Origin of the sequence: Cryobacterium glucosi (assembly GCF_004402235.1) — a bacterium.
Lineage (GTDB): Bacteria > Actinomycetota > Actinomycetes > Actinomycetales > Microbacteriaceae > Cryobacterium > Cryobacterium glucosi.
In genome coordinates, this window is record NZ_SOFS01000012.1 from 98,713 (window position 1) to 123,219 (window position 24,507).

The 24,507-nt window shown below is 66.9% G+C and carries 20 protein-coding genes; 10 read left to right on the forward strand and 10 right to left on the reverse strand.

Features of this window, described 5'->3' with window-relative positions; genetic code table 11:
* Position 1: 1 nt before the first annotated feature.
* Positions 2–1,690: an MFS transporter gene (locus E3O46_RS03140; RefSeq protein WP_134561088.1), complete on the reverse strand. Its 1,689-nt coding sequence runs from the start codon at positions 1,688–1,690 to the stop codon at positions 2–4.
* A gap of 291 nt (positions 1,691–1,981) precedes the next feature.
* On the opposite strand from E3O46_RS03140, the gene E3O46_RS03145 reads away from it, so the two are divergent.
* From E3O46_RS03145 to E3O46_RS03155, 3 genes are all read left to right on the forward strand, one after another.
* Entirely contained in the window at positions 1,982–2,959 is a 978-nt protein-coding gene (locus E3O46_RS03145) for a helix-turn-helix transcriptional regulator (RefSeq protein WP_166787267.1), read from the forward strand.
* A 31-nt stretch (positions 2,960–2,990) separates the two neighbouring features.
* Positions 2,991–5,072: a DNA gyrase/topoisomerase IV subunit B gene (locus E3O46_RS03150; protein WP_134446524.1), complete on the forward strand. Its 2,082-nt coding sequence runs from the start codon at positions 2,991–2,993 to the stop codon at positions 5,070–5,072.
* Positions 5,073–5,144: 72 nt separating this feature from the next.
* Complete coding sequence (locus E3O46_RS03155) at positions 5,145–5,921, forward strand: SDR family NAD(P)-dependent oxidoreductase (RefSeq protein ID WP_134446525.1); 777 nt, start codon at positions 5,145–5,147, stop codon at positions 5,919–5,921.
* A 20-nt stretch (positions 5,922–5,941) separates the two neighbouring features.
* Here E3O46_RS03155 and E3O46_RS03160 read toward each other — a convergent pair whose 3' ends face one another.
* On the reverse strand, positions 5,942–6,646 hold the full coding sequence (locus E3O46_RS03160; RefSeq protein ID WP_134446526.1) for an SDR family NAD(P)-dependent oxidoreductase: 705 nt from the start codon (positions 6,644–6,646) through the stop codon (positions 5,942–5,944).
* A gap of 61 nt (positions 6,647–6,707) precedes the next feature.
* Positions 6,708–9,257 carry a DNA gyrase/topoisomerase IV subunit A gene (locus E3O46_RS03165; RefSeq protein WP_134446527.1) on the reverse strand — a complete coding sequence of 850 codons (2,550 nt, stop codon included), beginning with the start codon at positions 9,255–9,257 and terminating at the stop codon, positions 6,708–6,710.
* A 107-nt stretch (positions 9,258–9,364) separates the two neighbouring features.
* On the opposite strand from E3O46_RS03165, the gene E3O46_RS03170 reads away from it, so the two are divergent.
* Positions 9,365–10,528, forward strand: coding sequence for an alkaline phosphatase family protein (locus tag E3O46_RS03170; protein ID WP_134561089.1), 1,164 nt, complete (start codon positions 9,365–9,367; stop codon positions 10,526–10,528).
* 71 nt (positions 10,529–10,599) lie between these two features.
* On the opposite strand, the gene E3O46_RS03175 is transcribed toward E3O46_RS03170, so the two are convergent.
* Positions 10,600–11,208, reverse strand: a complete 609-nt coding sequence (locus E3O46_RS03175) for a DUF3043 domain-containing protein (protein WP_134558410.1) — start codon at positions 11,206–11,208, stop codon at positions 10,600–10,602.
* A 37-nt stretch (positions 11,209–11,245) separates the two neighbouring features.
* On the opposite strand from E3O46_RS03175, the gene E3O46_RS03180 reads away from it, so the two are divergent.
* The 5 genes from E3O46_RS03180 (at position 11,246) to ctaF (ending at position 16,371) form a co-directional block, all read left to right on the forward strand.
* On the forward strand, positions 11,246–12,682 hold the full coding sequence (locus tag E3O46_RS03180; RefSeq protein WP_134561090.1) for a dipeptidase: 1,437 nt from the start codon (positions 11,246–11,248) through the stop codon (positions 12,680–12,682).
* A 112-nt stretch (positions 12,683–12,794) separates the two neighbouring features.
* Entirely contained in the window at positions 12,795–13,151 is a 357-nt protein-coding gene (gene erpA, locus E3O46_RS03185) for an iron-sulfur cluster insertion protein ErpA (protein WP_134446531.1), read from the forward strand.
* Between the two features lie 163 nt (positions 13,152–13,314).
* On the forward strand, positions 13,315–14,202 hold the full coding sequence (gene ctaC, locus E3O46_RS03190; protein ID WP_166787268.1) for an aa3-type cytochrome oxidase subunit II: 888 nt from the start codon (positions 13,315–13,317) through the stop codon (positions 14,200–14,202).
* Positions 14,203–14,205: 3 nt separating this feature from the next.
* Positions 14,206–15,948, forward strand: a complete 1,743-nt coding sequence (gene ctaD, locus E3O46_RS03195) for an aa3-type cytochrome oxidase subunit I (protein WP_134446533.1) — start codon at positions 14,206–14,208, stop codon at positions 15,946–15,948.
* Positions 15,949–16,371, forward strand: coding sequence for an aa3-type cytochrome oxidase subunit IV (gene ctaF / locus E3O46_RS03200; RefSeq protein WP_134446534.1), 423 nt, complete (start codon positions 15,949–15,951; stop codon positions 16,369–16,371).
* Between the two features lie 66 nt (positions 16,372–16,437).
* Here ctaF and E3O46_RS03205 read toward each other — a convergent pair whose 3' ends face one another.
* The 5 genes from E3O46_RS03205 to ctaE all read right to left on the reverse strand — a co-directional run bounded on the left by E3O46_RS03205 (position 16,438) and on the right by ctaE (position 21,707).
* Positions 16,438–17,346, reverse strand: a complete 909-nt coding sequence (locus E3O46_RS03205) for a methyltransferase (RefSeq protein ID WP_134561091.1) — start codon at positions 17,344–17,346, stop codon at positions 16,438–16,440.
* Between the two features lie 52 nt (positions 17,347–17,398).
* Positions 17,399–19,021: a cytochrome bc1 complex cytochrome b subunit gene (gene qcrB, locus E3O46_RS03210; protein ID WP_370294571.1), complete on the reverse strand. Its 1,623-nt coding sequence runs from the start codon at positions 19,019–19,021 to the stop codon at positions 17,399–17,401.
* Entirely contained in the window at positions 19,018–20,088 is a 1,071-nt protein-coding gene (gene qcrA, locus E3O46_RS03215; RefSeq protein WP_134446536.1) for a cytochrome bc1 complex Rieske iron-sulfur subunit, read from the reverse strand. The genes qcrB and qcrA overlap by 4 nt, the downstream gene beginning before the upstream one ends.
* A gap of 93 nt (positions 20,089–20,181) precedes the next feature.
* Positions 20,182–20,994: a cytochrome bc1 complex diheme cytochrome c subunit gene (qcrC, locus tag E3O46_RS03220; protein WP_134446537.1), complete on the reverse strand. Its 813-nt coding sequence runs from the start codon at positions 20,992–20,994 to the stop codon at positions 20,182–20,184.
* Positions 20,995–21,017: 23 nt separating this feature from the next.
* Positions 21,018–21,707, reverse strand: coding sequence for an aa3-type cytochrome oxidase subunit III (ctaE, locus tag E3O46_RS03225; RefSeq protein WP_134446538.1), 690 nt, complete (start codon positions 21,705–21,707; stop codon positions 21,018–21,020).
* Between the two features lie 85 nt (positions 21,708–21,792).
* Here ctaE and trpD point away from each other — a divergent pair, with 85 nt between their 5' ends.
* Positions 21,793–22,845, forward strand: coding sequence for an anthranilate phosphoribosyltransferase (gene trpD / locus E3O46_RS03230; RefSeq protein WP_134561092.1), 1,053 nt, complete (start codon positions 21,793–21,795; stop codon positions 22,843–22,845).
* Positions 22,846–22,968: 123 nt separating this feature from the next.
* Here trpD and glpK read toward each other — a convergent pair whose 3' ends face one another.
* The gene (glpK, locus tag E3O46_RS03235) at positions 22,969–24,483 is read right to left on the reverse strand and encodes a glycerol kinase GlpK (protein ID WP_134561093.1); all 1,515 of its coding nucleotides are present in this window, start codon (positions 24,481–24,483) and stop codon (positions 22,969–22,971) included.
* Between the last annotated feature and the right edge of the window lie 24 nt (positions 24,484–24,507).

Here is a 24,507-nt window from a genome sequence, read left to right on the forward strand (position 1 = left end):
CTCATGACCGGGAGGCCGGCCGTTCCAGGCCGTCCTCGTCGTCGTCCGGTTCCTTGCCGCTCGAGAGCGCCGCGGGGATGTCCCCGGGAATGTAGTCCGGCATCCGCCCGGCCGGGATGATCGCGAGGAGTGCGATGCCGGCGAGGCCGAGCAGCGAGATCTGCAGGGCACGGAGCCGCGCGTCCTCGTTGATGGCCACGGCCTCTGCAATCTGCTCCGGGGTGGCGGATGTCTGGCTCAGGACCGACTCGAGGTGGTCGTTGGTGACGAAGTTCACACTGTCGAGGGGCACTTGCGCGACCAGTTCCGGCGGCAGGGCCTGGCTGCTCGCGACACTCGACGCCACGATCGCGCTGAGGATTCCGACGGCGAAGACGCTCGCGACGGCGATGCCGACGCTCCCCGAGATGTTGTGGACGAGGCCGCGCCAGGCGCCTACGTCTCCGGCGAGGCGTTTCGGGGCCGCGGAGAGCAGGGTGTTGAACACGAGCGCCACAATCGCCCCCTGGCCGAGGCCGAGGATGATGAGGCCGATGACGACGGCGAACTGTTCCCATTCGTTCCGGATCGTGAAGGCGAGGATCACCAGCCCGAGGGCGACGACGACGAACCCCACCCGGGCGATCTGGTGCGGCGGGTACCGCTTGTACAGGGTGGCCACGACGGAGCTGGCGATGAAGATCGAGAGGGTGTACGGGATGATCGAGATCGAGGTCTGGAAGCTCGACCGGCCCTGCACGATCTGGATGTAGAGCGGGATCAGGAAGTTCGCCGCGGTTCCCACGAACAGCATCGCCGCCATCGCGAAGGTCGTCGCCTTCTCGGATCCGGACTTCAGCACCTCGAGGTCGAAGATCTGCGGCAGGTGCGCGGCCTTCCTCCGGCGCAACCACACGAAGAACGCCTGCCCGCCGATCGCCCCGAGGAGGATCAGGACCGGCGCAGGGGAGACCCCCAGGACCGTGAAAGGCGCGCTGGGCGTGGCCAGGACCACGCCCCAGGAATTCAGGCCGCTGAACCCGAAGCTCAGCAGGATGATGGACCCCGCAGCGAGGACGGCGCCGACCCAGTCGATCACGACGGCGGGCTGGGGCGGCACGACCTTCAACCGGAAACTCAGCAGCAGGTTCACTGCCGCGAGCGCCACGATCAGGGCGAAGGAATACCGCCAGCCGATCGTGGACGCGAAGGTACCCGCGATGAGGAGCGCGAGCACCCCGGCCGCGGGGATGGCCGCCGCGAGGAACCCGATCGAGCGGGCCTGCTGCTCACCGGAATAGTTCGCCGCGATGAACACCACGAGCGCCGGCGCGATCAACGCGATCACCGCACCGGACGCGGCCTGCGCGATGAACAGCATCGTCGGACTCACACTCACGGCAACGGCCGCCATCGCGAGTCCATGGATGACGACTGCGATCTGGAACACCCGGCGGGACCCGAACTTCGCACCCAGCTTGGCACCGAGCAGGATGAACGCCGCCATCGCGAACGTGCCCGCGGTGATCGCCGTCCCCACACTCGTCGCTGGAGTGTTCAGATCCGTCGTGATGCCCTGCATCGACACCGTCAACGCATTCACCGCGAACGACGCCTGAATCTGCGTGAGCACGACCACGACCAACGGCAACCACGACGCTGCAACGGCAGGGCGGGTGGCACCCCCGGGTACGACGGTCTCTGAGGACATCCTTCACGCTCCCAACTGGGTTTCCGACTGGTTCTGTCTGGGTCTGTCCGGCGAATTCTTGTCAGACTAGGGCCACTGATCCGGCGTCCAGCAGAGTTGGCGCAGGACTGCGCTTGTGCTGGCGCAAGAACGCCGTGCCGGGTCCGGAGCTGTCAGGCGACAACCCGGAGTTCTTCCGCGTTGCATTGTGTTCCCGTTTGGGGGGCGATAGCCTGCGGTTCTGGAATGGATCGCAGGTCTGCGTCGCAGCGGGCCGCGCGGAGATCGCGCAGCAGAAGTGAGGGGTTTCAGATGTGGGTGCCGGTGTCCAGCGACGCGGTGCGGCATCTCACCGTTCAGTCCGGCATCCCGGTTCCGCTTCCCGACGACGCTGTCGGCTTCCTCGCGCAGCGCCTCGAGGTTCCGGCCTCTGACGTGTTTCATTTTTCGGCGATCAGGAAAGCGATCGGCAGCACGACGGTGACGCTCGCCACCCAGTCGGCCTTCCGCTACACAGGGGGCACCGATTCCACCGCGGGGGTCCTGCACGTCGGTTTCATGCTCAATGGCAGCATGACGATCGGACTCGGTCAGCACCCGCCCCAACGGTTCAGCCCGATCAGCGCATACGTGATGCCGGCGGGGGTCGCGTCGTCCGTCCAGACGACGGAGGTCACGCGCGGACTCGGCATCCAGCTTCCCCAGGCCCGCCTGATAGCGAGGGGGATCCAGCTCGAGGGTGAACGCCTGCGCCTCGAACGCTCGGCGTCTCTCGCCGCGCCCCTGCGGGTCCTGGCGCTCGCGGTGGTCGAAGCGGCCTGGACGCCGACGGCCATCGGAGTGTCTGTCACAGAGAGGACGATCGAGGACCTCGTGGTCGGCATGTTTCTGGAGGGCGAGGGTTATGCCATGGACAGCGCTGACCTCCGGGCGGGCCTGCGCATGCGCGCCGTCGCCCACATCGAGGCCAGGCACCGGAACCGCGATCTCAGTCCTGCTGTCGTTGCCGCCCAGCTGGGGATCTCCCTGCGGCACCTGCAGCGCGCGTTCGAGGGCGGGGGCAGTACTGTCGCCGCGGAGATCAGCCGGTGTCGCGCGGAGTCTGCCGCCCAGCTGCTGCTCGCACCGCGCACGGCGGGGCTGACAATCGCCGACATCGCAACGCGTTCCGGATACACGTCCGCTTTCGAGCTCCGCGCCGGGTTCCGCGCACGGTATGGCGTCCTGCCCTCCCAGTACCGCATCGGCGGCATCGCCCTGCCGGAGACACGAGCGTCCGGACGTGCGTAGTCCCCGGTCCTCGGCCAGTATTCTTGGGACGGTGAGTTCTTCTGACTATTCCGCCCGCCACCTCTCGGTCCTCGAAGGCCTCGAGGCCGTGCGCAAGCGCCCCGGCATGTACATCGGCTCGACCGACTCCCGGGGGTTGATGCACTGCCTCTGGGAGATCATCGACAACTCCGTCGACGAGGCGCTCGGCGGATTCGGTGCCGGAATCGACATCGTGCTGCACCCGGACGCGAGCGTCGAGGTCAGCGACACCGCCCGCGGTATCCCCGTTGACATCGAACCGAAGACCGGACTGACCGGCGTCGAGGTCGTCTTCACCAAATTGCACGCCGGCGGCAAGTTCGGCGGCGGTTCGTATGCGGCGTCGGGTGGACTGCACGGAGTCGGCGCATCCGTCGTGAATGCCCTGTCGGAGCGCCTCGACGTCGAGGTCGACAGGGACGGCAAGACCTGGGCGATGTCCTTCCACCGCGGTGAACCCGGACTGTTCGCCGACACCGGGGAGAAGAGTCCGGACGCCCCCTTCACCCCCTTCGAACACCAGAGCGAACTCCGTGTGGTCGGCAAGGTCCGTCGAGGCGTCACGGGAACCCGTATCCGCTATTGGGCGGATCGGCAGATCTTCACCAAGGGCGCGACGTTCCAGACCGAGGAACTGCTCGAACGGGCCAGGCAGACGGCGTTCCTCGTTCCCGGGCTCGCCTTGTCGATCGACGACCGCCGTGGCGATGAGCCCGTTGTCGAGGTATTCCGGTTCGAGGGTGGCATCTCCGAGTTCGTCGAGCACCTCTCGACGGATGCCGCGATCACGGACACCTGGCGCCTCACCGGCCACGGCACGTTCACCGAAACCGTTCCTGTGCTGATGCCGACGGGTGCCATGGTCCCGACCGAGCTCGTCAGGGACTGCGCCGTCGATATCGCGCTGCGCTGGGGGACCGGCTACGACACGATCGTCCGCAGTTTCGTGAATATCATCGCGACGCCCAAGGGCGGCACCCACCAGGCCGGATTCGACGCCGGGCTGATCAAGTTCCTCAGGGCCCAGGTCGAACTCAACGCGCGCAGGCTCAAGATGGGTTCTGACAAGCTCGAGAAGGACGACGTGATGGCGGGGCTCACCGCCGTGCTCACCGTGCGTCTGCCCGAGCCGCAGTTCGAGGGACAGACCAAGGAGGTCCTCGGAACGCCCGCCGTGCGCGCGATCGTCGCGAACGTCGTCGCCCAGGCGATGAACGAACGCTTCGTGTCCACGCGGCGCGACGACAAGACGCAGGCGGCCGTGCTGCTCGACAAGATCGTCGCGGAGATGAAGTCGCGCATTTCCGCTCGTGCCCACAAGGAGACGCAGCGGCGCAAGAACGCCCTCGAAAGCTCCTCCCTGCCCGCGAAGCTCGTCGACTGCCGCAGCAACGACGTGCTGAACAGCGAACTGTTCATCGTCGAAGGCGACTCGGCGCTCGGCACCGCCAAGCTCGCGCGCGACAGCGAGCACCAGGCCCTGCTGCCCATCCGCGGCAAGATCCTGAACGTGCAGAAGGCATCCGTCGCCGACATGCTCTCCAACCTCGAGTGCGCCTCGATCATCCAGGTCATCGGCGCCGGCTCCGGCCGCAGCTTCGATCTCTCGGCGGCGCGCTACGGCAAGGTCATCATCATGAGCGATGCGGATGTCGACGGGGCGCACATCCGCACCCTGCTGCTGACCCTGTTCTTCCGGTACATGCGCCCGATGATCACAGAGGGGCGGGTGTTCGCCGCGGTGCCGCCCCTGCACAGAGTGGTCGTGATGAACCCGGGCTCGAAGCCCAATGAGACCATCTACACCTACTCGGAACCCGAGCTGCACAGCGTGCTTGCGGCCCTGAAGAAAAGCGGAAAGCGGTACCAGGACCCGATCCAGCGGTACAAGGGGCTCGGCGAGATGGACGCGGACCAGCTGGCGACGACGACGATGGAGCGCTCGCACCGGATGCTCCGCCGCGTGCGGGTCGCCGATGCCGAGCAGGCCGGCAAGGTCTTCGAACTCCTGATGGGCAACGACGTCGCCCCGCGCAAGGAGTTCATCATCGAAAGCTCGGACAAGCTCAGCAGGGACCGCATCGACGTGTAATGCCTGTTCACGGTGATATGGTCGCCGCACATTGCCGGCACTGGCGCCGGCACAAGGCGGAGGGCATTCCAGATGAGCACCCAGGCGGACCAGGCAGGATTCCAGCAGGCACGGTTCACGGGCCGGACCGTCATCGTGACCGGGGCGGGCAGCGGCATCGGGAGGGCGACGGCGCTCCGGCTCCTCAGCGAGGGCGCCCGCGTCATCGCCGCCGATATCTCGGCGGAGCGTCTCGCGGCTCTGGAGCAGAGCAGCGGCAGCGGGGAGCTCGTCGGCGTGGCCGGCGACGTGAGCCTGCAAGCGGATGTCGACGCGCTCGTGCTGGCCGCGGGACCCACGGTCGACGGGCTGGTCAACAATGCCGGGATCATGGACTCGTTCCTCCCGACGGCGGAGATCACCGACGAGGTGTGGGAGCGGGTCTTCCGGGTGAACGTGACCTCGCAGATGCGGCTGATGCGTGCCGTGCTGCCCGGCATGGTCTCGGCCGGTTTCGGGCGGATCGTGAACATCGCAAGCGAGGCAGGCATCCGCGCGGGGGCATCGGGCACCACGTACAGCGCGTCCAAGCACGCCGTGATCGGACTGACCAAGAGTACGGCGTTGTTCTACGGGCCGAAGGGGGTGCGCTGCAATGCGGTGGCGCCCGGCGCGGTGAAGACGAACATCGAGGCTCCGTTCCTGTCCGCGTGGGCCGCCGAGCGTCTCGGACCGATCATGCAGACGACCATTCCGGCCCCTGCGGAGCCGGAGGAGCTGGCCGCGTCCATTTGCTGGTTGCTGAGCGAGGACTCGCCCAACGTCAATGGAGCCGTCCTGATGTCCGACGGCGGCTGGTCGACAATCTAGCGAACGCCGGTCTGCGGAGGTCAGGCGGGCGGGGCGAACGCGGAACTGGGCAGGTCGCGCTCCCCGGCGGCGATGGCGCCGACGATCCGCGCGGCCACGGCCTCCGGCTGCAGACCGGCAGGGAAGTTCGGCGCGACGCCTGAGATCGGGTGGTCGGCGAGGCCGGTTTCGGTGTGTCCGGGGCGGGCGTCGATCATGCGGATGCCGCTGCGGCGAAGCTCCCGCCCCGCGGCCTGTCCGAATGCTGCGAGGGCGGCCTTGGACGCCGAGTACGCCGCAAGGCCCGCGGTCGGGCTCTCGCTCACGACACCGCTGAGGGTCACGAAGAACGGTTCCCTGCCGGCGGCGGCGGATGCCGTGAGGCTGTCCGCTGCGGCGCGGAGCAGGCGGATGGGCGCGAGCGTGTTCACGGCGAAGAGTTCCTCCATGGCCGCGTCTCCGAGCTCACGTGCCGGCCCGAAGGCCACGACACCGGCCGCGTTGACGACCCCGTCGAGTCCTCCGGTGGCCTGGACCGCACGGGCGACCAGGGCGTCGACTGCCGAAACGTCGGTGAGGTCACCCGTGACGAGCGTGCCGGGGATCCCGAGGGCTGCGAGCCTGGCCGTGTCACGCCCGGCCAGGACAAGGGTCGCTCCGGCGGCCGAGAGCTGCCGGGCGATTTCACGGCCGAGGCCGCCGGTCGCGCCGACGACGAGGACGACCGAGCCGGGAAGTGTAGTCATTCGGACACTGTAGCCGTCTGAGCCGGCCGCATGAGCCGGACGCATGAGCCGGCCGGCCGGTTCAGGCGATCCGGGCGCCGATCGTGCCGACCAGAGCTTCGAGCATCGTCCCAGAGGCATCCCGCCTGGCCCCGGTTTCCGGAAGGGTGCGCGGGGCTCCGTCCGGACCGACCGCGCGGGCGGGCATCGGACCGACCCACGCGACGGCGATGGCGTCTTCCCCCTTGAGGAAGCGGTGGGCGCGGACTCCGGACGTCGCCCGGCCCTTCGCGGGGAATTCGGTGAACTCGGAGACCTTGGCACTGCCGGGGTCCGTTCCGGCGAGGGTGTGGCTGGACGCTGCGACGGTGGCGACGACGGCCGTCTCCGCGTCGTCGGCCGCGAGACTCGTGAAGAACACGGCCCGGGCATCCGCTGCGAGTTTGATCCCGGCCATTCCGCCGGCAAGGCGGCCCTGGGGCCGCACCGATGCGGCCGGGAACCTCAAGAGCTGGGCGTCGGACGTGACGAAGACGAGCTCGTCGTCCTCCGTGCCCTGCTCGGCCCCGATGACGGAGTCCTTCGGCTTGAGCTGGATGATCTCGAAGTCAGGCCGGTTCGCCCAGTCGCCCGCGACGACGCGCTTGACGGTGCCGAAGGCGGTTCCGAGCGCGATGGAGCGGTCGGACTCGAGGGAAACGAGCGCGAGCACGGTCTCGGACCTGTCGGTCAGGCCCAGGTAGTCGGCCACGCGCACGCCGGCGCCGAGCTGGATGGATGTGGGCGGCATCACGGGCAGGTCGACCGGGGTGAACCGGATCAGCCTGCCGCGGCTCGTGACGGCGCCGACCTCTGCACGGCTCGTCGTGTCCAGGGTGGAGAGCACGGCGTCGTGCTTGCTGCGCCGCTGGGTGGGCACGGTCCTGGTCCGGGGCGCGGATGCCGCGTCACCGGTCTCCGTCGCGGCGTCTCCAGCCGGGAGGGCATCGGGATCGAAGGGGTCGTCAGCAGTGGGCTCGATGGCGGCGAGGTCGACCCTGGCGATGCGACCGGTGGCACTCAGGTAGACCCTGGTCGGCGTGTCGGTGAGTTCGAGCACCGGGGCGTTGCGTTTGGCGACGGCGCCGGCGATGCTCGGCTTGGCCTCGGTGAGGAGGGTGCGGCGCGGGGTGCCGAACTTCTCCGCCACGGCGGCGAGCTCGTCGGAGACGAGGGTGCGGATGGCCTGCTTGCTCCCGAGCAGTTCTTCGAGGAGGGCGATCTCGGCGAGGAGCTGGTCGCGTTCGGCCTCGAGTTCGATCTGGGAGAAGCGGGTGAGGCGGCGCAGACGGAGTTCGAGGATGTACTCGGCCTGGATGTGGCTCAGCTCGAAGACGTCGATCAGGCGCGTGCGGGCCTGCTCGGTGTCGTCGCTCGTGCGGATCACCTGGATGACCTCGTCGATGTCGACGATGGCAATGAGGAGGCCCTCGACGAGGTGCAGGCGTTCCGTGCGCCTGGCCAGGCGGTAGGCGCTGCGCCGGGTGACGACCTCGATCCGGTGGCCGACGTAGACGGACAGCAGCTCGCGCAGGCCGAGGGTCTGCGGTCCGCCGTCCACGAGGGCGACCGCGTTGATGTTGAAGGAATCCTCGAGGGGGGTGTAGCGGTAGAGCTGTTCGAGAACGGCCAGGGGGCTGAAGCCGGTCTTGATGCCGATCACGAGCCGCAAGCCGTGGGTGCGGTCGGTGAGGTCTGTGACGTCGGAGATGCCGCTGAGCTTCTTGGAGGTGACGCCGTCCTTGATCTTCTCGATGACCCGCTCCGGGCCGACGAGATAGGGGAGCTCCGTCACGACGAGGCCCGATTTCCGGGCCGTGATGGCCTCGACGGAGACCTTGGCGCGGGTCTTGAAACTGCCGCGGCCCGTGAGGTAGGCATCCTTGATCCCCGAGAGACCGACGATCGTCCCCCCGGTCGGCAGGTCGGGTCCCGGAACGTATTCCATCAGCTCGTCGAGCGTCGCGTCGGGGTGCGCGAGCAGGTGCCGCGCCGCGCCGACGACCTCGATGAGGTTGTGCGGCGCCATGTTCGTCGCCATGCCGACGGCGATGCCCGCGGCCCCGTTGACGAGCAGGTTCGGGTAAGCGGCAGGGAGCACATCCGGTTGGGTCAGCTGGTTGTCGTAGTTCGGGACGAAGTCAACGACGTCCTCGTCGAGGTTTTCCGTCATGGCGAGGGCGGGGGCTGCGAGGCGCGCCTCGGTGTACCGCGGCGCGGCGGGGCCGTCGTCGAGGGACCCGAAGTTGCCGTGGCCGTCGATGAGGGGAACGCGGAGGGTGAAGGCCTGGGCCATCCGCACGAGCGCGTCGTAGATCGCGGTGTCACCGTGCGGGTGCAGCTTCCCCATCACTTCGCCGACGACGCGCGCCGACTTCACGTGGCCCTTGTCCGGACGCAGGCCCATCTCGGCCATCTGGTAGAGGATCCGGCGCTGCACGGGCTTGAGCCCGTCCCTCGCGTCGGGGAGGGCGCGGGAATAGATCACCGAGTACGCGTACTCCAGGAACGATCCCTGCATCTCCGTCGAGACATCGACGTCCTCGATGCGTTCGGTGAATGCTGCGGGCGGGGTAGCGGGTGTGCGACTCATTCGTGAATTCTGCTTGGGGTGCTCCGGTGGCAGGACCAGCGGCACGATCGGGTGGGCGCGCAGGCTGCGCGCCAGTGCAGGGCCGTGTCCATGACAGACTTGACCCAATGCCCCCCATGCTACCGGCCCGCCAATTCAGTGCGCTGCGCCTTGCCGACGTCCTGTCAAGTTGCCACGCTGCGGTCCTCGGCCGGGAGAATGCGCTTGCCCTCGCCGCTGTCGACAAGGCCGTCGTCGTGCTCGTCGACGGCCTCGGCGTCAGCTCGCTGCGGGCACGGGCAGGCCACGCCCGGTACCTCATGTCGAAACTGACCAGGGCCGGGGTCGTCGATACAGTCTTCCCCGCCACGACCGCCGCAGCGATCACGAGCCTGACCACCGGGGTCGAACCCGGTCGGCACGGGCTCGTCGGCTACCGGGCCCTCGACGCCGCCAACGACAGGGTCGTCAACCAGCTGAGTGGCTGGGACGAACGGATGCCGCCGGAAACGTGGCAGCGGACCCGTACCGTCTTCGAACACGCCGCCGATGACGGTGTGCCGAGTTTCACCATCGGCCCGAAGCGCTACGCCCACTCCGGATTCACCCTCGCGTCCCTCCGTGGTGCGCACTACGTGCCGGCGGAGAGCATCTCCGATCGGTTCGCGGCGGCCCGTGCCCTGCTGGACACCGAGTCGCGCGCCCTCGTCTACCTGTACGTGCCCGAACTCGACGTCGCCGCACACGCGCACGGCTGGGAGTCCGCGAAATGGCTCGCGGCCCTCGAAGCCCTCGACTCGGCCGCCGGGCGCTTCGCTGCCGGTATGCATCGGGACGAGGGGCTCATCGTCACCGCAGACCACGGCGTCCTCGACGTCCCCGCCACGAAACACGTGCTCTTCGACAGCGTTCCCGAACTCGTCGCGCCGGTGCGGCACATCGGGGGAGACCCGCGCTGCCTCTACCTGTACCTCGACGAGTCCCGCGGCGACGCCGGAACGTCCGCGTCAGAGGCGGCGACCATGCTGGCCGAAACCTGGCGCGCGGTCGAGGGCGACCGGGCGTGGATCTTCACGCGTGCGGAGGCGGTCACGGCCGGACTCTTCGGCAGGGTCGATGACGAAGTGCTGCCCAGGATCGGCGACGTGATCGTGGCCGCGCGGAAGGCCGTCGCATACTACGACTCCCGCGAGCCGAACCAGTCCGCCCGGTCGATGATCGGCCAGCACGGGTCGCTCACGGACGAGGAATTGCGCGTCCCCGTGATCCGCGACGGTGCCTTCGGCGCGTAGCCGCGGCATCCGCACGGGGGAACACCTCAGGCCCGCCCCCGGGGGGACGGGCCTGAGGGAGAGCCTGATGCTCAGGAGGGGTACTGGCCGCGCTTGACCTGGGGCTTCGGAAGCCGCATTGCTCGCAGCTGGAGCGCGCGCATCGCCGCATACCAGCGCACGCGCTCCGCCTTCGCGTCGCCGAACTTCGCTTTGACCTTCCGGGTGAGGGTGAAGCCGAGCACGGTGCAGTCCACGACGGCGATCAGGAAGAAGGCCCAGAGCGCGAGGATCCCGTAGGTCTGCACGTTACGGTCGGGGAAGAACGTGAGGAGGATGACGAGGAACATCACCGGGATCATGAACTCGCCGATGTTCACCCGGGCGTCCACGTAGTCGCGCACGAAGCGCTTCTGCGGGCCGCGCTCGCGGACGGGGAGGAACTTGTCCTCACCGGCGGCCATGCCGATCCTGGCCCTGTCGCGGGTCTCCGCGGACTTGGCACGTGCCTGGCGTGCCGCGAGCTTGCGGTCGTCCGGCACGAGGGGGCGCCGGTTGGCGGCCTCCTGCTCCTTACGGCTCGGCGTCGGCTGGCCCTTCCCTTCCGGGTGGCCGGCGGGGTGGGCGGCGGCGAGGCGCGCCCTCGTCTCGTCGATCGATTCAATCGGCGATTGTGCGTCTGGGTTCACTGGCTTGGCCACATCAGTTCCTTGCAATTAGTTGGCTTAAGATTACCTGATGACCGTTACTCCAGATACTGCACCCGAAGCCGCACTCGCCGACGCGCCTGTGCGCGCCGCGGTCGAGGCCGCCCTTCCCGCCACGATTGCCGACCTGTGCGCCCTCGTGCGCATCCCGTCCGTGTCCTGGGACGCGTTCGATCCGGCCAGGGTGGCGGAAAGCGCGGAGGCCGTCGCCGCCCTGGTGCGGGGGCTCAACGTCTTCGACGAGGTTGTCGTGACCCGGTCGGGAATTCCCGGCACCACGGAACTGGGCCAGCCTGCCGTGCTCGCCCACCGGCCGGCCCGCAACGGCCGACCCACGGTCCTGCTCTATGCCCACCACGATGTGCAGCCCCCCGGCCACGACATCGACTGGGAATCCACCCCGTTCGAGCCGACCGTTCGCGGGGATCGGCTCTACGGAAGAGGCGCAGCGGACGACAAGGCAGGGGTGATGGCGCACGTAGCGTCGATCCGGGCACTCGCCGAGACGGCCGGCCCCGACTTCGACCTCGGAATCGCCGTGTTCATCGAGGGTGAGGAGGAGTTCGGCAGTCGCTCGTTCGCGGCATTCCTCGAGGACAACCGGGAGTCGCTCCGCGCCGACGTCATCGTCGTCGCCGACTCCAACAATTGGGACGTGGACACCCCCGCCCTCACGGTCGCCCTGCGGGGCAACGTCACCTTCCGACTGACCGTGCGCACTCTCGACCACGCCTCCCACTCCGGAATGTACGGGGGAGCGGTGCCCGACGCCATGATGGCAACCGTGCGCCTCCTCGCGAGCCTCTACGCGGAAGACGGCTCCGTGGCCGTCGACGGGCTCACGAGTCGGGACGTCCCCGCACCCGAATACACCGAGGAACAGCTGCGCCTGGAAACCGGCCTCCTCGATGGTGCGACGCCCATCGGCCACGGCCCGCTGCTCAGCAGGCTCTGGTCCCAGCCCGCCATCACGATCACAGGCATCGACGCCCCGAGCGTCGCGAACGCGTCGAACACCCTGTCCCCGGTCGTGAGCGTGCGTCTCAGCACCCGGATCGCACCAGGACAGCCCGCTGCTGAGGCTTACCAGGCCCTCGAGGCGCACCTGCGCGCCCACGTCCCGTACGGGGCGAGCATCACCATCGACGACGTCGACACCGGCGAGGCGTTCCTCGTCGACGACAGCGGCTGGGCCGTGCCGCTCGCGCTCGGTGCGATGACGGATGCCTGGGGCAAGCCCCCGGTCAACGTCGGCATCGGCGGCTCCATTCCGTTCATCTCGGACCTCGTGCGGGTGTTCCCGGAGGCCCAGATCCTCGTCACGGGTGTCGAAGACCCCGATTCCCGGGCGCACAGCCCCAACGAGTCCCTCCACCTGGGCGTGTTCAAACGGGCAGTCCTCGCCGAGGCGTTCCTGCTCGACCGGCTCAACCGCCGCACCGGGACTCTGGAGGCCCCCACCCGATGAACCCATCAGCCCCGGTCAGAGACGAGAGACCGGCAGGCGGGAATTACTGCGGCGGACTCACCGTTGCTGCAGGTAGAATCTGTCAGAATTCGAGCACAGCGCAAGGAGCGTCATGACCGACACCATCACAACCAGCACCGCCGCCCACGGAGTGGGCCTGAGCGAGGCCGCAGCGCTGAAGGTACGAAGCCTGCTCGCCCAGGAGGGCCGTGAGGACCTGCGCCTCCGCGTCGCCGTCCAGCCCGGCGGCTGCTCCGGCCTCATCTACCAGCTCTACTTCGACGAGCGTGTGCTCGACGGTGACGCGCTCGTCGACTTCGACGGTGTCGAGGTCGTCGTCGACAAAATGAGCGTTCCGTACCTGGACGGGGCCTCGATCGACTTCGAGGACACCATCCAGAAGCAGGGCTTCACCATCGACAACCCCAACGCCGGCGGCAGCTGCGCCTGCGGGGACTCGTTCAGCTAGGGAACCACAGACGATGCCGGGCAGGCCGCCCGGCATCTTGGCGTGGATTCGTTACCGGATCAGCGCCTGCGCTGCACCCCGAAGCGCATCCCGCGCAGTAGGCTGTCATTCACACAGAGGCACTTCCGATGAAGTGATGTCGAGACTCCCCGAAAGGTTACTGGTGCGCAAAAACCACCGTCTCCGATGGGCTGCAATTCCGATCGCAGCGTCGTTGGTCATTGTTCTAGCGGGGTGCACCCAAGCCCAGCTCCACGGCTTCCTGCCCGGCTTCGTCGAGGGCGAACCGGCGGTGACGAACCAGACCGACCGCGTCGCCGGACTCTGGACGACATCCTGGATCGTGCTCCTGATCGTCGGCCTGATCACCTGGGGCCTGACAATCTGGGCCGTGATCGTCTACCGGCGCCGCAAGGGCCAGACCGGACTTCCGGTCCAGCTGCGGTACAACATGCCGATCGAGATCTTCTACACGATCGTTCCTCTCATCCTCGTCATCGGTTTCTTCGCATTCACCGCGAGGGACCAGGCCGCCATCGAGGCCCGCTTCGACTCACCGGACGTGAAGATCGAGGTCATCGGCAAGCAGTGGGCCTGGGACTTCAACTACGTCAACGAGAACGTCTACTCCGCCGGCATCCAGGGCCAGCCGAACCTCGACGGGCCCAAGGGCTCGCTCGTCGAAGCCGAGTTGCCGACGCTCGTCCTCCCGGTGGGCAAGAAGGTCGAACTCGCGCTCGAATCCCGCGACGTCATCCACTCCTTCTGGGTCATCGACTTCCTCTACAAGAAGGACATGATCCCGGGGAAGACCAACTACATGTCGGTCATCCCTGAACGGATCGGCACCTATTCCGGCAAGTGCGCCGAGCTGTGCGGTGAGTACCACTCGCTCATGCTCTTCAACGTCAAGGTCGTGTCAGAGGCCGACTACGAGGCGTACACGGCCTCGCTCAAGGCCGCGGGCAACTCCGGGCAACTCGACAACGGGTACAACCGCAACCAGAATCTTCCGGGCACGTCCGCCCCGGCGGTAGAGGAAGGCAAGTAGGCCATGACCACAACCGCACCCGCAGCACCCGCGACGCCGGCAGCCCCGGCCGCTACCCGTCGTCCCACGGGCGTCGAGCGCAAGGGCAACGTCCTCGTCCGCTGGATCACCTCCACCGACCACAAGGTGATCGGGTACATGTACCTCATCACCTCCTTCGTCTACTTCTGCCTCGCCGGCGTGATGGCGCTCGTCATCCGCGCGCAGCTCTTCGAGCCCGGCCTCGAGGTCGTGCAGACCAAGGAGCAGTACAACCAGCTCTTCACGATGCATGGAACGATCATGCTGCTGATGTTCGCGACGCCGTTGTTCTTCGGCTTCGCGAACTCGCTGATGCCCCTGCAGATCGGCGCTCCTGACGTCGCCTTCCCGCGCCTCAACGCCTTCTCGTTCTGGGCATTCTTCTTCGGCAGCCTCATCGCCGTCGGCGGGTTCCTGACGCCGCAGGGAGCAGCATCCTTCGGCTGGTTCGCCTACCAACCGCTCGCGAGCACGACCTTCTCGCCCGGCGTCGGCGGAAACCTGTGGATGGTGGGCCTGGGACTGTCCGGTTTCGGCACCATTCTCGGCGCGGTGAACTTCATCACGACCATCATCACGATGCGCGCCCCCGGCATGACCATGTTCCGGATGCCGATCTTCACCTGGAACACGCTCGTCACCTCGCTGCTGGTCCTGATGGCGTTCCCGGTGCTCGCCGCGGCCCTCCTTGCAGCGGCCTCTGACCGCATCTTCCTCTCGCACATCTACGACCCGGCCAACGGCGGTGCCATCCTCTGGCAGCACCTGTTCTGGTTCTTCGGCCACCCCGAGGTGTACATCATCGCGCTGCCGTTCTTCGGCATCGTCTCCGAGGTGTTCCCGGTCTTCAGCCGCAAGCCGATCTTCGGGTACAAGACGCTCATCTACGCGACCATTTCGATCGCCGCCCTGTCGGTGGCGGTCTGGGCCCACCACATGTACGTGACCGGTTCGGTGCTGCTGCCGTTCTTCTCGCTCATGACGATGCTCATCGCGGTTCCGACCGGTGTGAAGATCTTCAACTGGATCGGCACGATGTGGCGGGGGTCCCTGACCTTCGAGACGCCGATGCTGTGGGCGCTCGGCTTCCTCGTCACCTTCACGTTCGGCGGGCTCACCGGTGTCATCCTCGCCTCGCCGCCGCTCGACTTCCACGTCTCCGACACGTACTTCGTCGTGGCGCACTTCCACTACGTCATCTTCGGAACCGTCGTGTTCGCCATGTTCAGCGGCTTCTACTTCTGGTGGCCGAAGTGGACGGGCAAGATGCTCAACGAGAGCCTCGGCAAGTGGCACTTCTGGTTCCTGTTCATCGGATTCCACACCACCTTCCTCGTGCAGCACTGGCTCGGAGTGGTCGGCATGCCGCGCCGCTACGCCTCGTACTCTCCGGAGGACGGCTTCACCTGGATGAACCAGCTGTCCACCATCGGGTCGATGATCCTCGCCGTCTCGATGATCCCGTTCTTCCTGAACGTGTACATCACTGCCCGCAAGGCGCCGAAGGTCACGGTCAACGACCCGTGGGGCTTCGGAGCCTCCCTCGAGTGGGCCACGTCGTGCCCGCCGCCGCGGCACAACTTCACGTCGATTCCGCGCATCCGCTCGGAGCGGCCGGCCTTCGACCTCAACCACCCCGAGGTCGCCATGCCGGTCGGGATCGGGCCGGGCAAGGACGCGCCCGATGCCCCCGTCTACGACGCCGCAACGAACGAGGTCAAATAAATGAGGGCAAACACCAACCTGCTCTGGCTGCTCGCGGGCTTCTTCGCCCTCGTCACGGTCGCGTACATCGTTTGGGGTCTCGTCGACCCGCACCAGCACAGCATCGAATGGGCGGGGACCTTCGCCCTGGCACTGAGCTCCGTGTTCGTGAGCTTCGTCGCCTTCTACCTGTCCCGGGTGCACGGCGCTCAGGGAGGAGAGCTTCCAGAGGACCGCCTCGACGCCAACGTCGACGACGGCGATCCCGAAGTCGGCTTCTTCAGCCCGTGGAGCTGGTGGCCCATCCTCCTCGCCGCCAGTGCTGCGTTGCTTTTCCTCGGCCTCGCGATCGGGTTCTGGATCTCGATCATCGCGGTCGGCATCGGCGTGATCTGCCTCATCGGCTGGGTCTACGAGTACTACCGCGGTAACTTCGCGCGCTAGCCGGTCCGCGAAAGCGGGTGAGCAGTTGGTCTCGATTCCTGAGACGGCGGCTCACCCGCTTTCGCGTTAATGGGTGAGAGCGTGCAGGGCGCGGCGCCGGAAGCCGAGCACGTCGAAGGAGAACGTCACGGGACTGCGGGAAGGCCAGCGGCCTGCGATGGCCTCCGTCCCGGTGTGATGTGCCGACGGGCCCATGCCGATCAGGACGGCAACGGCGTCCGCGCCGAGGTCGTGACGACTGGTGACCCTGATCCGGGTCTCCAGGGCGAACCAGGGCTGCAGGGAGTCCCTGAGGTCCTCGGCTTTGTTCGGCGGGATATCGAGGGCCAGTCCGGCATCCCTGAGCTCGCGAAGATGGTCGTCGTGGGGAACGACGACGGCGAGGAGACCCCTGTCGCGCAGCACGCGATGGAATTCGGCCGGGTTCCGCGGTGCGAAGACGTTCAGGAGGGCATCGGCGACTCCGGTCCGCACCGGAAGGTCGGCCCAGACGTCGGCGACGAGCCCGTCCACGTGCGGCGGTTCAGGGAGCCTGCCGCCTGAGGCTGCAGCATGTTCGTGCCCAGGCGCGGCGACGGTGCGGGCAGCGGCCACAGTTCGGGCCACGGCGACGGGGGAGAGGTCCATTCCGAGGTATCCGGCGGTCGGACAGGCTTCGGTCACTCCGCGGAGGTAGTACCCGGTGCCACAGCCGATGTCGAGCACCCGAGCGGGCTGTTCCGCTGCGATGAGCGTCGTGACGGCCGTGCGCAGGTCTTCGTACCAGCCGGCTTCGAGGAAGGCCTCACGCGCGTCGAGCATCGCGGCGCTGTCACCGACCACGTGGCTGCGCCCGCCCAGGAGCGACAGATAGCCGCGCCGGTTGGCGTCGAAGGAATGCCCGGAAGCACACCGCAGCACGAGGCCGCCGTTCGCCGCGAGGGGCGACAAACAGTTCGGGCACCGAAGCCACTCCGACAGGGTCTGGAGGGACATCGATGCCCGATCTGTTCATGTTGTGTTGTGTTGAATGTGGAACTACCGCTGGTTAGTGGTGGTCTCCGTGGCTCTGCTCGAGCTCCGTCGTGGTGACCGGAACAATCCGGTCCTCGAAGAACCAGCGAGAGAGTCCGCCGCGCAGGCGCTGGCCGGTCGTGATCTTGCCCTGGTCGTTCGGGCGGATCATCAGCGGCTTGTAGTCCGAGTAGCTCACGAGCTTCCAGCGCTCGTACTCGTCGACGGGCTGGTGCACCTCGATGTACTCGCCACCGGGCAGGCGGACGATCCGGCCGGATTCGTAACCGTGCAGGACGATCTCGCGATCCTTCTTCTGCAGCGCGAGGCAGACCCGCTTGGCGACGAAGAACGCGATGAACGGTCCGACGATCGTGGCGAACTGACAGGCGTGGATGACGCCCTCCATCGTCACGTGGAAGTGCGTGGCGATGATGTCCGAGGATGCGGTCGACCAGAGCGCGGCGTAGAACGTCACGCCGGCCGCGCCGATCGCCGTGCGGGTCGGGGCGTTGCGCGGGCGATCGAGGATGTGGTGCTCGCGCTTGTCCCCGGTGACCCAGGCCTCGATGAAGGGGTAGATCAACACGACCAGGATGAAGAGTCCGAGGCTGATCAGAGGGATCAGGATGTTGAACGACCAGGTGCGGTCGAGCCAGACGAACTCGAGTCCCGGCGGAATCAGGCGCAGGGCCCCGTCGGCAAAGCCGATGTACCAGTCCGGCTGGGTACCCGCCGAGACGGGGGAGGGGTCATAGGGTCCGTAGTTCCAGATCGGGTTGATCGTGAACAGTGAGGCGATCAGCATCACGACACCGAAGACGATGAAGAAAAACCCGCCGGCCTTGGCGGCATAGACCGGGAGGACCGGGTAGCCGACGACGTTCTGGTTCGTGCGTCCGGCACCGGGGTACTGGGTGTGCTTGTGCACGACGACGAAGAGCAGGTGCATCGCGATGAGGGCGATGATGATCGCGGGCAGCAGCAGGATGTGGAGCGAGTAGAGCCGACCCACGATCGCCTCGCCCGGGAACTCGCCGCCGAAGAGCAGGAAGGAGATCCAGGTTCCGATCAGCGGGATGCCCTTGACCATTCCGTCGATGATCCGCAGGCCGTTACCGGAGAGCAGATCGTCGGGGAGGGAATATCCGGTGAAGCCCTCTGCCATCGCGAGGATGAACAGGATGAAGCCGATGACCCAGTTGAGTTCGCGGGGCTTGCGGAACGCACCCGTGAAGTAGATCCGGAGCATGTGCAGGCCGATGGACGCCACGAACAGCAGCGCAGCCCAGTGGTGCACCTGGCGCATCAGGAGGCCGCCGCGGATGTCGAAGGAGATATTGAGCGACGAGGACATCGCCGCCGACATTTCGACGCCCTTGAGCGGAACGTACGAGCCTTCGTAGTGGACGGGTGCCATCGAGGCGCTGAAGAAGAACGTCAGGAACGTCCCGGACAGCAGGATGATGACGAAGCTGTAGAGGGCAACCTCACCGAGGAGGAAGGACCAGTGGTCTGGAAAGATCTTCCTGCCGAGTTCCTTCACCGCGGTGGAGATGCTCGTGCGCTCGTCGATGTAGTTCGCCGCCGCGCCCGTGAAGCCGCCGTTGGTTTTCGTCGTCTCGACCACGCCTGTGGTCGTTTTCGTGATACTCAATGCCGCTCCCAGAAACTCGGTCCGACGGGTTCAGTGAAATCGCTCTGCGCAATGAGGTAGCCCTCAGAGTCTACGGCGATGGGCAGCTGGGGGAGCGGCCGCTTGGCCGGCCCGAAGATGACCTCGCAGTGGTTCGACACGTCGAACTGTGACTGGTGGCACGGGCAGAGCAGGTGGTGGGTCTGCTGTTCGTAGAGGGCGACGGGGCAGCCGACATGGGTGCAGATCTTGGAATACGCGACGATGCCGTCGTACGACCAGCCTGCACGCTCGGGGAGTTCGTTGAGGTCCTCGGGCTTGAGGCGCATCAGCAGCACGGCCGCCTTGGCCTTCTCTTCCAGACGACCGCTCGGAAGGTCCTGCAGACCCTCCGGAATGACGTGGAAGGCGGAGCCGAGGGTGACGTCCGAGGCCTTGATTGGTGTGCCGGTCGGGTCGATCGCCAGTCGGGTCCCCTTCGTCCACATCGTGTGGGTGAGCAGCTCGGAAGGGTTCTCGTTCATCGGGCCGAGGCCGCGGAAGAGCACGACCGCGGGAAGGGGGAAGGCGATGAGCGCGCCGATCAGGCTGTTCCGAATGAGGCTGCGTCGTCCGATCCCGGATTCCTCGTTGGCTTCGGCGAAGATTTCGACCGCCCTGGCCCTCGTCTCGTCTGAGCCGCGGACCGGGTGCCGGACATCGATGCCTTCGTGGTCGCTCATCAGCGCCTTGCCCCAGTGGACGGCGCCGATGCCGATCGCCAGGAGCGCGAGGGCCAGACCGAGGCCAATGAAGAGGTTGTTCAGCCGCACGGAACCCGGGTCGGTTTCCACGATCGGGAACGCCATGTACGCGGCGATAGCAAAAACGCTGCCGACGATCGAGAGGTAGAAGAGCGTGTACACCGTGCGCTCGGCACGGCGCTCGGCGCTCGGGTTCAGGTCGGTGACGCGGGGGCGGTGCGGCGGGAATCCGGGGTTGTCCACGGCGTCGCGCACGACAACGGCCGTGCCGGCGTTCGCGGGGTCGTGCCCGGCGCCGGAGTCAGCAGCGGTGAGGTCCTTCCCGCTGTTATCGTCCGTGGCCATTGTGCTCCTTTGTCTGCTGTGTGTCGTGCAGTTGTGTGCTGAGCAGGTGTGTCTGCTGCATGATTCTGATTCCGCGCCCTGTTCGGATGCGGGTCAGTTCGATTTTGCGGTGATCCACACCGTCAACCCGACGATCGCGCCGAGTCCGAAGATCCAGAGGAACAGTCCTTCGGAAACCGGACCGAGCGAGCCGAGGGCGTATCCGCCCGGGGACGGGTTGTTCTCGAGGTACTTGAGGTACGTGATGATGTCGCGTTTGCTCTCCGGTGAGATGTTCATGTCGTTGAAGACCGGCATGCTCTGCGGTCCCGTGATCATGGCCTCATAGATGTGCTGGGCGGAGACGCCGTCGAGTGCGGGTGCGAACTTGCCCTCCGTGAGGGCGCCTCCGGCGCCTGCGACGTTGTGGCACATCGCGCAGTTGATGCGGAAGAGCTCGGCGCCCTTGGCGGAATCGCCCTGCGCGTCGAGGTACCGCGCATCCGGGATGGCCGGCCCGGGGGCGAGGGAGGCGACGTATGCGGCGAGGGCTGCGATCTGTTCGTCCGTGAACACGACGGCCTTCTTCTCAGCCTGAGGCCCGTCCATCTGCATGGGCATCCGGCCGGTGCCGACCTGGAAATCGACGGATGCCGCACCGACACCGATGAGGCTCGGGCCGGATCCGGTTCCCGCGGCGCCGAGGCCGTGACAGGTGGCGCAGTTGCTCGCGAAAAGCTTCTGGCCCTCTCCGATGGTCTGCTGAGACGAGGCATCCGTCTGGGCACTCGCGGTGCTCGTGCTGAACAGCGCATAGGCGCCGCCCGTGAAGAGGAGGCCGATGGCGATCAGGGCGACACTGGCAAGTGGGCTGCGGCGGCCGGACTTGCGCACGCGGGCCGGCTTGGGGGTGTTGGTCTTGGTCATTCTGAGGTGTCCGCTCCGGATCTCTATTTGAGGACGTAAATGACGAGGAAGAGGCCGATCCAGACGACATCGACGAAGTGCCAGTAGTACGAGACGACGATGGCGCTCGTCGCCTCCTTGTGACCGAAGTTCTTGACCGCGAACCCGCGGCCGATGACGAGGAGGAAGGCGATCAGGCCGGCCGTGACGTGGATGCCGTGGAAGCCGGTGGTGAGGTAGAACGCCGATCCGTATGCGTTGCTCTGCAGCGAAACGCCCTCGGAGACCAGGGTGGCGTACTCCCAGATCTGCCCGGAAACGAAGACGGCGCCGAGGGCGTACGTCAGGAAGAACCACTCGACCATGCCCCACTGGCTGGGCTTCCAGCCCGTTGAGCGGGCCTGGAGACGCTCCGCGGCGAACACGCCGAACTGGCAGGTGATCGACGAGGAGACGAGGATCAGGGTGTTCACGAGTGCGTAGGGAAAATTGTGCTTCTCGGCTTCGAATTGCCAGAGTTCCGGCGATGTCGACCGGAGCGTGAAGTAGATGGCGAACAGGCCCGCGAAGAACATGACTTCGCTGCCCAGCCACACAATGGTGCCGACAGCAACGCTGTTGGGCCGATTAACCACGGGCGCTGTGGCTGAATAAGTTATCGAAGGGCTCGTCACTCGTCCATTATGGCCGATTTCGCAGCCGGGGTGCGCACCATGCGGACGCGGGTGCGTCATTTACCCAAAAGGTAACCAGATTGGAACGAAAGCGCCGCTGGAGCAGATTCGGAACGCGGGAGCCGATGCGCTTAAGATCGGTTTCATGCTCGAAATCCAGTCCTGGCCCAATGTCCTCAGCGCCCTGCTCAGTGGAGAGGACCTGAGTGTCTCCGATGCGGCGTGGAGCATGGAGCAGGTGATGCAGGGGCACGCGACCCAGGCCCAGATCGCCGGGTTCCTCGTCGCCTTGCGCGCCAAGGGGGAGACCGTCGACGAGATCGTCGGTTTTCGTGACGCCATCCTCGAGCATGCCGTCGCCCTCCCGGTCAACCCGATGGCGCTCGATATCGTCGGCACCGGCGGTGACCGTTTCGGCACCGTCAACATTTCGACGATGGCTTCGATCGTCTGTGCCGGCGCGGGCGTTCCGGTGATCAAGCACGGGAACAGGGCCGCGAGTTCGGCATCGGGCGCCTCGGACGTGCTCTCGGCGCTGGGCATCGACCTGACCCTCTCCGCCGAGAAGGTCGCCGAGATCCTCGAGGCGACCGGGATCACCTTCGCCTATGCGGCGGCATTCCACCCAGGATTCCGTCACGCCGGACCGGTCAGGGCCGAGCTGGGCATCCCGACGGTGTTCAACTACCTCGGCCCGCTCTGCAACCCGGCGCGTCCGGAAGCCTCCGCTGTCGGTGTCGCCGGACTCGACCGGGTACCGCTCATCGTCGGTGTCTTCCAGACCCGCGGAGCTGCCGCGCTCGTCTTCCGCGGGGACGACGGTCTCGATGAACTCACGACGACCGGTCACAGTCACGTCTGGGAGGTCTCCCGGGGACTCGTGACCGAGCATGACATCGACCCGCGCGAGCTCGGCATCCGCCGCGCCTCGATGAGCGAACTCCTCGGCGGCGATCCGGAGCACAACGCGGAGGTCGTGCACCAGACGCTCGCCGGACAGGCGGGCGCCGTGCGCGACATCGTGCTCCTCAACGCAGCGGCCGGTCTTGTCGCCTTCGATCTTGCGAAGAATCCGGTGTCCGCGCAGTCGAGCATCCTCGACCGATTCCGCGACAAGCTGGCCGTGGCAGCGGAATCCATCGATTCAGGGGCCGCTACGGCCAAGCTCGCCGAATGGGTCGCGGCCAGCCGCGCCTAGCCAGCCTGCACGCACCGATTCGACGGAGATTCTGGTGGGAAAGCGCCTGAGACGCGCTCCCGCGTGTGTGGAACCCGGAATCTCCGTCGAATCGGTTGGTTGTGCGGCAGCGAGTTGTGCGGCTTAGAGCACGTCCTCGTCGACCCAGCCGAAGGTCTTCGTGACGGCCTTCTTCCAGTTGCGCAGCTGCCGGTCGCGCTCGGCGACCGTCATCTGCGGCGTCCAGCGGCTGTCCTCCTGCCAGTTGGCGCGGAGCTCGTCGAGGTCGCTCCAGAAGCCGACCGCGAGGCCGGCCGCGTATGCGGCACCGAGCGCCGTGGTCTCCGCGACGACGGGCCGGACGACGGGCACGCCGAGGATGTCGGCCTGGAACTGCATGAGCGTGTTGTTGGCGATCATGCCGCCGTCGACCTTGATCTCGGTGAGCGGGACCCCGGAGTCGGCGTTGACGGCGTCGATCACCTCCCGGGTCTGGAACGCGGTCGCCTCGAGGGCCGCCCTTGCGATGTGACCCTTGTTCACGAACCGGGTCAGCCCGACGAGGGCGCCCCGGGCGTCCGAACGCCAGTACGGCGCGAACAGCCCGGAGAACGCCGGCACGAAGTAGGCGCCGCCGTTGTCGTCGACGGACTTCGCGAGCGTCTCGACCTCTTCGGAGGAACTGATCATGCCGAGGTTGTCGCGCAGCCACTGCACGAGCGCGCCTGTGACGGCGATCGAGCCCTCGAGCGCGTAGTGCGGTTCGGCGTCGCCGAGCTTGTAGCCCAGGGTCGTGAGCAGCCCGTTCTTCGAGTGCACGATCTCGGTGCCGGTGTTGAAGATCAGGAAGTTACCGGTGCCGTAGGTGTTCTTGGCCTCGCCCTGGTCGAACGCGGCCTGGCCGAACGTCGCGGCCTGCTGGTCGCCGAGGATGCCCGCGATCGGCACCTCGCGAAGCAGGCTGTGTTCGTTGACCGTTCCGTAGACTTCGGAGGAGGAGCGGATCTCGGGCAGCATCGACCGGGGCACGTCGAAGGCGGCGAGGATGTCGTCGTCCCACTGCAGGGTCTCGAGGTCCATGAACATCGTGCGGCTCGCGTTGGTGACGTCGGTCGCGTGCACGCCGCCCTCGAGGCCGCCGGTGAGGTTCCAGAGCACCCAGGAGTCCGTCGTGCCGAACATCAGCTCGCCGGCATCCGCCTTGGCCCTGGCGCCTTCGACGTTCTCGAGGATCCAGACGATCTTCGTGCCCGAGAAGTACGTGGCGAGCGGCAGGCCGACCTGCTTCTTGAAGCGCTCCACGCCCCCGTCGGCGGCGAGGCGGTCGACGATGGGCTGGGTGCGGGTGTCCTGCCAGACGATCGCGTTGTAGACGGGGAGCCCGGTGGTGCGGTCCCAGACCACGGCGGTCTCGCGCTGGTTGGTGATGCCGACGGCGGCGATGTCGTGCCGGGTCAGGTTCGCCTTGGACAGGGCCTGCCCGATGACCTCACGGGTGTTGTTCCAGATCTCCATCGGGTCGTGCTCGACCCAGCCGGCCTGGGGGAAGATCTGCTCGTGCTCGAGTTGTCCGGTCGAGACGATCGAACCGGCCTTGTCGAAGATGATCGCCCGCGAACTCGTGGTGCCCTGGTCGATGGCGATGACGTATTGGGCCATGGAATACCTCCTTGTATTGTTCTG

Excerpts from the sequence above, each read along its gene's own strand:
- trpD (WP_134561092.1), top strand. The coding sequence starts at position 21,793 with ATGCTCGAAATCCAGTCCTGGCCCAATGTCCTCAGCGCCCTGCTCAGT.
- ctaF (WP_134446534.1), top strand. The coding sequence starts at position 15,949 with ATGAGGGCAAACACCAACCTGCTCTGGCTGCTCGCGGGCTTCTTCGCC.
- E3O46_RS03160 (WP_134446526.1), bottom strand. The coding sequence starts at position 6,646 with ATGACTACACTTCCCGGCTCGGTCGTCCTCGTCGTCGGCGCGACCGGC.
- erpA (WP_134446531.1), top strand. The coding sequence starts at position 12,795 with ATGACCGACACCATCACAACCAGCACCGCCGCCCACGGAGTGGGCCTG.
- glpK (WP_134561093.1), bottom strand. The coding sequence starts at position 24,483 with ATGGCCCAATACGTCATCGCCATCGACCAGGGCACCACGAGTTCGCGG.
- E3O46_RS03205 (WP_134561091.1), bottom strand. The coding sequence starts at position 17,346 with ATGTCCCTCCAGACCCTGTCGGAGTGGCTTCGGTGCCCGAACTGTTTG.
- ctaE (WP_134446538.1), bottom strand. The coding sequence starts at position 21,707 with ATGACGCACCCGCGTCCGCATGGTGCGCACCCCGGCTGCGAAATCGGC.
- E3O46_RS03140 (WP_134561088.1), bottom strand. The coding sequence starts at position 1,690 with ATGTCCTCAGAGACCGTCGTACCCGGGGGTGCCACCCGCCCTGCCGTT.
- E3O46_RS03170 (WP_134561089.1), top strand. The coding sequence starts at position 9,365 with ATGCCCCCCATGCTACCGGCCCGCCAATTCAGTGCGCTGCGCCTTGCC.
- qcrA (WP_134446536.1), bottom strand. The coding sequence starts at position 20,088 with ATGGCCACGGACGATAACAGCGGGAAGGACCTCACCGCTGCTGACTCC.
- ctaD (WP_134446533.1), top strand. The coding sequence starts at position 14,206 with ATGACCACAACCGCACCCGCAGCACCCGCGACGCCGGCAGCCCCGGCC.
- E3O46_RS03165 (WP_134446527.1), bottom strand. The coding sequence starts at position 9,257 with ATGAGTCGCACACCCGCTACCCCGCCCGCAGCATTCACCGAACGCATC.
- E3O46_RS03155 (WP_134446525.1), top strand. The coding sequence starts at position 5,145 with ATGAGCACCCAGGCGGACCAGGCAGGATTCCAGCAGGCACGGTTCACG.
- E3O46_RS03180 (WP_134561090.1), top strand. The coding sequence starts at position 11,246 with ATGACCGTTACTCCAGATACTGCACCCGAAGCCGCACTCGCCGACGCG.
- E3O46_RS03145 (WP_166787267.1), top strand. The coding sequence starts at position 1,982 with ATGTGGGTGCCGGTGTCCAGCGACGCGGTGCGGCATCTCACCGTTCAG.
- qcrC (WP_134446537.1), bottom strand. The coding sequence starts at position 20,994 with ATGACCAAGACCAACACCCCCAAGCCGGCCCGCGTGCGCAAGTCCGGC.